Annotated in this window: 7 protein-coding genes and 2 pseudogenes; 3 read left to right on the top strand and 6 right to left on the bottom strand. The window is 66.3% G+C overall.

Translation table 11 applies throughout. The annotated features are described in order from the left end of the window. Positions 1-610, bottom strand: a pseudogene (locus IL54_RS05785) (hypothetical protein); the annotation flags it as partial. 100 nt (positions 611-710) lie between these two features. Here IL54_RS05785 and queF point away from each other — a divergent pair. Next, positions 711-1,172, top strand: coding sequence for a preQ(1) synthase (queF, locus tag IL54_RS05780; RefSeq protein ID WP_037473909.1), 462 nt, complete (start codon positions 711-713; stop codon positions 1,170-1,172). Positions 1,173-1,179: 7 nt separating this feature from the next. Here the strand turns inward: queF and IL54_RS05775 are convergent, their stop codons facing one another. Then, positions 1,180-2,391, bottom strand: coding sequence for a UbiH/UbiF/VisC/COQ6 family ubiquinone biosynthesis hydroxylase (locus IL54_RS05775; protein WP_037473908.1), 1,212 nt, complete (start codon positions 2,389-2,391; stop codon positions 1,180-1,182). 84 nt (positions 2,392-2,475) lie between these two features. Then, positions 2,476-3,567 (bottom strand): branched-chain amino acid aminotransferase, encoded by a 1,092-nt coding sequence (locus tag IL54_RS05770; protein WP_037473907.1) that lies wholly within the window; start codon positions 3,565-3,567, stop codon positions 2,476-2,478. Positions 3,568-3,705: 138 nt separating this feature from the next. Between IL54_RS05770 and IL54_RS05765 the strand changes: the two genes are divergently transcribed. Then, positions 3,706-4,725 (top strand): threonine aldolase family protein, encoded by a 1,020-nt coding sequence (locus IL54_RS05765; protein WP_037473906.1) that lies wholly within the window; start codon positions 3,706-3,708, stop codon positions 4,723-4,725. Continuing rightward, on the top strand, positions 4,718-5,614 hold the full coding sequence (locus IL54_RS05760) for a DMT family transporter (protein ID WP_037473905.1): 897 nt from the start codon (positions 4,718-4,720) through the stop codon (positions 5,612-5,614). The genes IL54_RS05765 and IL54_RS05760 overlap by 8 nt, the downstream gene beginning before the upstream one ends. Here IL54_RS05760 and IL54_RS24845 read toward each other — a convergent pair. The 3 genes and pseudogenes from IL54_RS24845 to IL54_RS23980 form a co-directional block, all read right to left on the bottom strand. Then, positions 5,611-5,766 carry a hypothetical protein gene (locus IL54_RS24845; protein ID WP_176482661.1) on the bottom strand — a complete coding sequence of 52 codons (156 nt, stop codon included), beginning with the start codon at positions 5,764-5,766 and terminating at the stop codon, positions 5,611-5,613. The genes IL54_RS05760 and IL54_RS24845 overlap by 4 nt on opposite strands. Before the next feature lie 49 nt (positions 5,767-5,815). Continuing rightward, complete coding sequence (locus tag IL54_RS05755; protein ID WP_052027567.1) at positions 5,816-6,658, bottom strand: epimerase; 843 nt, start codon at positions 6,656-6,658, stop codon at positions 5,816-5,818. A gap of 126 nt (positions 6,659-6,784) precedes the next feature. Continuing rightward, a pseudogene (locus IL54_RS23980) lies at positions 6,785-6,856 on the bottom strand (iron-sulfur cluster assembly accessory protein); the annotation flags it as partial.

Here is a 6,856-nt window from a genome sequence, read left to right as displayed (position 1 = left end):
GCGGAGGGGCAGCGATGGGCTGTTCGGCAGGTGCCGCTTCGACCGTCTCGGCTTCGACGGGCGAGCGACGGCGACGCAACAACAGGGCGACGGCGATGGCTGCGAGGGCAAGCAGACCAGCGATGATCCAGCCCCAGGGCGTCGTATCGGCGCTGGCCGTTGGCGCGGGCGTTGCCGCTGGGGGCGGTGTGACGGTGACGGCCGGGGCGGTCTCATTGACCACAGGCTGGCCCAGGGGCGCTTCTGGCGTCGGCGCGCTGTCATTGGCCGGTTCCGGTTCCGGCTCGGCGCGGGGGGCGGGTGTTGGCGCAGGGCGGGTTTCGGTCGGCCGGGTGGGCTGTCGCGTGGCTGGCTGTGCTGGAGTGGGGACCGGCACGGCAACGGGCGGCGGCGTCACGGTCGGCGCGACGATGGGGGGCTGTGCGACCGGGGTGTCGGGCGCGCGAAAGACATCCAGTTCCGGCCCCTGTCGACGGGTATCGACCGGCGGCGCTGTCCGCGACGGCGGCAGGCTGAAACCGCCCGGCGCAGGCTCGTCGGCCTGCTGGGCATGGACGGGCGCGGCCAGCAGAAGCGGCGCGGCGAGCATAAGTGAACGAACAGACCCCATATGGTGGCCAAGGCACAAGCCGCGCTGAATGGCAAGTGAACAACGTCGCCTGCCCCGTTGGACCGATGACAGCGGGCGGGCAATCGCGTAAGGGGCGCGCATGACCGACCTTAGCCAAACTCCGCTCCATCTGGGCCAGACCAGCGCGCTTCCCGCCACGCCGGAAGCCGCCATCCTCGATTATGTGCCCAATCCGCGACCGGGCAAACCCTATCTGGTGCGTTTTACCGCGCCCGAATTCACCTCGCTCTGCCCGGTAACCGGCCAGCCCGATTTCGCCCATCTGGTGATCGACTATGCGCCCGCCGCGATGATCGTCGAATCCAAGTCGCTCAAACTATTCCTGGGGGCGTTCCGCAACCATGCGGCCTTCCATGAGGATTGTACGGTGGGGATTGGCGAGCGGCTGTTCGCCGAGATGAACCCGATCTGGCTACGAATCGGCGGCTATTGGTATCCGCGCGGCGGCATTCCGATCGATGTGTTCTGGCAATCGGGCGAACCGCCTGCGGGGCTGTGGCTGCCCGCGCAGGATGTCCCCGGCTATCGCGGCCGGGGCTGAGCGCCAGTCAGACCAGTTCGCCGGTCAGCAGCCGGGGCAGCGCCCCGGACTGGCCGCGCGCTTCTGCCATGAAGCGCCCCTTGAGCAACGATGTGCGCTGCACCGCTGCAAGGCCCGCGCGCCGTGCCAATTTGGGCAACCGACCGGGAATGTCGAACAGGCGCACCAGGCCGTCCATCGCGACGCTGGTCATGATTGCGTCCAGCCCGCGCCAGCGCTGATAGCGCGCGAGCAATTGCGCATCGCCTGGATCAAGGCCAAGGCGCATGCCGTCGACCAACACTTCGACCAAAGCGGCGACGTCTCGCAGGCCAAGGTTCAGCCCCTGGCCCGCTATCGGGTGGATCGCATGGGCGCTGTCGCCGACCAGCGCCAGCCGCGTGTCGGTGATGCGGGCGGCATGATGGAAGCCCAGCGAATAGGAGGAGCGGGGGCCAGCCATGCGGATTTCGCCCAGGAAACCGCCGATGCGCTTCTGTGCTTCGGCAAGCCAGGCGCGTTCGGACAGTTTGAGCATGGCGGGCGCCTGTTCGCTCGGCACGGTCCACACGATTGCGGAGCGGGTGCCCGGCAGCATCGGCAGCAGCGCGAAGGGGCCGCCGACATAGAAAATCTCATAAGCGGTGTTGCCGTGCGGCACGTCATGGTCGATCGCGCTGACCATGGCGGTGTGGCTATATTGCCAACGGGTGGTGCGGATGCCCGCCGCCTCGCGAGTCGGGCTGTTGCGCCCCTCCGCCGCGACCAGCAGCGCGCCGCGGATCGTCGCGCCGCTGGCCAGCGTCAGTACGACGCCATCCTCGTTGCGATCGACATGGGTCGCGCGGTCGGGCTGGTAGCGAGTGAGGTTTGTGGCCCGTTGGGCGGCTTGTTCCAAAGCGACGCGCAGGTCGCGATTGGGGAACATCGTCCCCATCACGCCGTCATCGTCGGCGTCCGGCACGAAATCGAGCGCGCCGGGTTCCAACCCATCGCTCACCCAGATGCGGTCGATCGGGCAGCCCTTGCCATCGAGGAAGGGCATGACCCCGATCGCCGAGAGCATGGCGCAACTGGTCGAGGAGATGGCCGAGACGCGGCCGTCGAAACCGCTGGCGGTGGTATCCACCGGGTCGGCGGGATCGACGATGGCGGTGCGCACGCCATGGCCGGAAAGAGCTATGCCAAGGGTCAGGCCGACAAGGCCGCCACCCAATATCACGACGTCGAAGCGTTCCATGGCCCCTGTCTAGGCGGTCGGGACCAACTTGAAAAGCGATGGCTGGCCCGCTCGCCCAAAAGGGCAGGGGCCAGCCGGATCTTCTCAGACGATATGCACCCAACCGGCCGGATCAGCGACGGTCCCGCGTTGAATGCCGGTCAGTTCGCCGCGCAGGCTTTCGGTGACGAGGCCGCCGTCGCCATTGCCGATGGTGAAGTCGCCATCCTTGCTCCTGACCGTGCCAATCGCGGTGACCACCGCTGCCGTGCCACAGGCAAAGGCCTCGCGCAGCGCGCCGCTGGCGGCATCGGCGCGCCACTGAGCAAAGCTGTAGGGCTCTTCCCGCACCGCATGGCCCTTGGCGCGGGCGAGGGTGATGATGCTGTTGCGGGTGATGCCGGGCAGGATCGTGCCGGTCAGCGGCGGGGTGACGATCGAGCCATCCTCCATCACGAAAAAGACGTTCATGCCGCCCAGTTCCTCGACCCACTTATTTTCGGCGGCATCGAGGAAGACGACCTGATCGCAGCCCTGCTCGGTCGCTTCCTTCTGCGCGACCAGGCTGGCGGCATAGTTGCCGCCGCATTTGGCCGCACCCGTGCCGCCGCGCGCGGCGCGGGTATAATGTTCGGACACCCACAGGGTCACGGCTTTCTTGCCGCCCTTGAAATAGGCCCCGGCTGGCGACGCGATGACGCAGAAAATATATTCCTTCGACGGGCGCACGCCGAGGAAGGCCTCGCTCGCGAACAGGAAGGGGCGCAGATAGAGGCTGCCTTCGCCGCTCGGAATCCAGTCCGCGTCGATCTTCACCAGCTCCGCGACGGCTTCGAGGAACAGGTCTTCGGGGATTTCGGGCATCGCCAGCCGCTCGGCCGATTGCGCGAAGCGGCGGGCATTTTCCTCCGGCCGGAACATGGCGATGCTGCCGTCGGCGAGGCGGTAGGCCTTCATGCCTTCGAAGATTTCCTGGGCATAATGCAGCACGGCGCAGGCCGGGTCGATCTGGAACGGTTCGCGCGGACCGACGCTGTGGCTGTGCCAGCCCTCGCCCTCGGTATAGCGGATCGTCACCATATGGTCGGTGAAGAGGCGGCCGAAACCGGGATCCTCCAGCAGGGTGGCGCGCTCGTTCGCCGCCACAGTCTTGCTGCTGCGGGTAACGGTGAAACGCGAACTATGCTGGCCGTCCATAATCTGTCTCCTTGGGTTGGACGGGCTGCCTATGTCACAAAGCGGGGCGGGAAACAACGTCACCTATGCTGACCCATCGGGCCGCTTGCGCCAAGCTGGCCTCTTGGCGCTGGGCTATAGCCTCGCTAACGCTGGCCCATGCATTTTTTCTCCGACAACGCCACCCCGCTTTGCCCGCCCGTCATGGCTGCGATCGCCGCCGCTGACCGGGAGGATCATGGCTATGATGGTGACCAGTGGAGCGCGCGGCTTGACGCGGCCTTTAGCGATCTGTTCGAAGTGCCGGTCAGCGCGCTGTGGGTCGCGACCGGCACGGCGGCGAACAGCATCGCGCTGGCCTGCCTGTGCCCCCCTTATGGCGGCATCCTCTGCCATGACGAGGCGCATATCGTCGTGGATGAATGTGGTGCGCCGGGCTTCTTCACCCATGGCGCGAGCCTGATGCCGCTGCCGGGCGAGGGCGCGAAATTGACGCCTGACGTTGTGGCGGAGCGGCTGGCGGCGGTTCGTCCAGATGTGCATCAGGTGCCCGCGCGCGCGATCAGCATCACCAATGCCACAGAATATGGCCGCGTCTACACGCCCGACGAGGTCGCGGCGCTTAGTACCATTGCGCGCGCGCATGGGCTGGGCTTTCACATGGATGGGGCGCGGTTCGCCAATGCGGTAGCTTTCCTGGGCTGCGCGCCTGCCGATGTCACCTGGCGCGCTGGCGTCGATGCGCTGAGTTTCGGCTGCGTCAAAAATGGCGGGATGGTAGGGGAAGCACTGCTCTTCTTCGGGCCGGAGCGGGAGCGCCGTGCCGCAGAAGCGATGCGCTGGCGCAAGCGGTCGGGCCATTTATTCTCCAAGGGCCGTTATCTTGCCGCGCAGATATTGGCGATGATCGAGGATGGGCTGTGGCTGGCCAATGCCAGCGCCGCCAATGCGGCCGCGCAGGCGCTGGCCGGGGCGGCGGCGGGACGGTTGCTGCATCCGGTCGAGGCGAACGAATTGTTCCTGCGGCTTTCCGCCCCGGAGGCTGCCAGCCTGCGGGCGCAGGGGTTCGATTTCTACGACTGGGGCGCGGGCGCGGCGCGGATCGTCACCAACTGGTCGCAGGATGCGGACAGTGTTGCGCCGTTGGCGGATGCGCTGCACAGGCTCGACCATGGCTGACGACGATCGGGGCAGCATCGTCCTGCCCTTCATCCTCGTCACGCTGATCTGGAGTTCGACCTGGATCGTCATTCGCGATCAGTTGGGCAGTGTGCCTGCCAGCTGGTCGGTCTGCTATCGCTTCGCGCTGGCCGGGGTCGCGATGATGGCCTTTGCCCGGATGCGCGGCGTGTCGCTGCGGATTGGTGGGGCTGGGATGATGTTCGCGGCCTTGCTGGGGACGGCGCAGTTCGTGCTGAATTTCAATTTTGTTTATCGCGCCGAAGAACATCTGACGTCCGGGGTGGTCGCGGTTTTCTACGCGATGCTGCTGATCCCCAATTCTATTCTGGCGTGGATCGTTTTTCGGCAACCGGTCAGCCGCGCCTTCATCGCCGGGTCGGCGGTGGCCATGACCGGCATTGCGATGATGTTGGTGCATGAATATCGGGCGGCCAGCGTCGATCCGGACAAGGTTCTTTTGGGCGTCGGCTTCTCGGTCATCGGGCTGTTCAGCGCTTCGGCCGCCAATGTGATGCAGGGCATGGATATCGCACGGCGGCTGCCGATGGTGGCGATGCTGGCTTGGGCGATGCTGATCGGGGCGGGGATCAACGCGCTGTTCGCCTGGGTCACGACCGGACCACCGGTGATCGAACCGCGCCTCACCTATCTGTTGGGGATAGGCTGGCTTGCGCTGGCGGGATCGGTGGTCACCTTCCCGCTCTATTTCCGCCTGATCCAGCGATTGGGCGCCGGGCGGGCGGCCTATACGGCGGTGCTGATCCCGGTCATCGCGATGCTGATTTCGACGCTGGTCGAGGGTTATCGCTGGACGGGGCTTGCGGCGTCGGGCGCGCTGTTGGCGGTCGTCGGCATGGTGATCGCGTTGCGTGCGAAAAAGGCTTAGCGGCGCAGGCCTGGCTGATAGTGCTGCTTGGCGGCGTTGACCCGGTCGATCAGGCTGGACAGCGACGGCTGGACGCCTGCGATCGGTGCGGGCGGGGACAGGCGGGTCATGCGGCGGCTGAGCGCGGTGAAGGTGGTTTCGATACTGTCCATGGGGGGCGTCCTGCTCTGTTGCGGCAAGGCCCTCTTCGCGTCGATATGGTTAAGAAGGGGTAAGCATAATCCGCGCTTGCGGCGAACCGATTTCCGCCTTCAGACATGCCGCCAGCCCCTGTGCATAAGTGGGATAGCGCAGTTGCCATCCGAGCAACCGCTTGGCGCGACCATTGGCGACGCGGCGGTTTTCGGCATAGAAGCCGCGCGCCATGGGCGATAACTGCGCCTGATCCATCGTCAGCAGCGGCGGATGGGGCAGGGCCAGCATATCGCAGGCAGCCTCGATCACCCGATTTTGGGCGCAGGGCAGATCATCCGACAGATTATAGATGCCGGGCGGGCCGTCGAAGGAGGCGAGAATGCCCGCAACAATGTCATCGACATGGACGCGGCTGAACACCTGGTCCGGCAGGTCGATGCGATGCGCGCGCCCCTCCCGCACCCGGTCCAGCGCCGATCGGCCCGGCCCATAGATGCCCGGCAGACGAAAGCGGCGCATATCGGGCCGGAGCGTGCCCCAATCGCCATCAGCATCGGCGCGGGCGGTGCGGCGGCCTGCGCCGATAGGGCTGGCTTCGTCCACCCATGCGCCGCCGGTGTCGCCATAGACCCCGGTCGAGGAGAGATAGCCGATCCAGCAGGCGGGCGCGGCGGCGATGGCGGGGCCGTAGCGAGCGAGGACGGGATCGGCGTCGCCTTCGGGCGGGACCGAGGAGAGGATATGCGTGGCGCTGGCGATGGCGGCGCGGATGGCGGGTTCGTCATCGAAGGCGAGCGTGTCGGCCGCGGCACTGCGGCGGGTGCCGGTGACATGCCAACCTTCGGTTCGCAGCCGGGTGGCAAGGCGAGACGCGGTATAGCCCAGCCCGAAGATCAGCATATGAGGCAAAAACCATATCTCCGTTCGTTTCGAGCCCTTCGACTGCCTGCCAAGGCAGGCGTTCAGAACCGGCCAAGGTCGAGAAATGCCGCACCCATGTTTCTCGACTTCGCTCGAAACGAACGGCTGTAGAGATTAAACCGTGAAGCTCTCACCGCAGCCGCAGCTGCCTTTGGCATTGGGGTTGGCGAAGGTGAAACCGGCGGT

Source organism: Sphingobium sp. ba1 (assembly GCF_000743655.1).
In the GTDB taxonomy this organism is placed as follows: Bacteria; Pseudomonadota; Alphaproteobacteria; order Sphingomonadales; family Sphingomonadaceae; genus Sphingobium.
The sequence above is the reverse complement of the archived record's forward strand: the minus strand, read 5'-3'. Positions and strand labels throughout refer to the sequence as shown.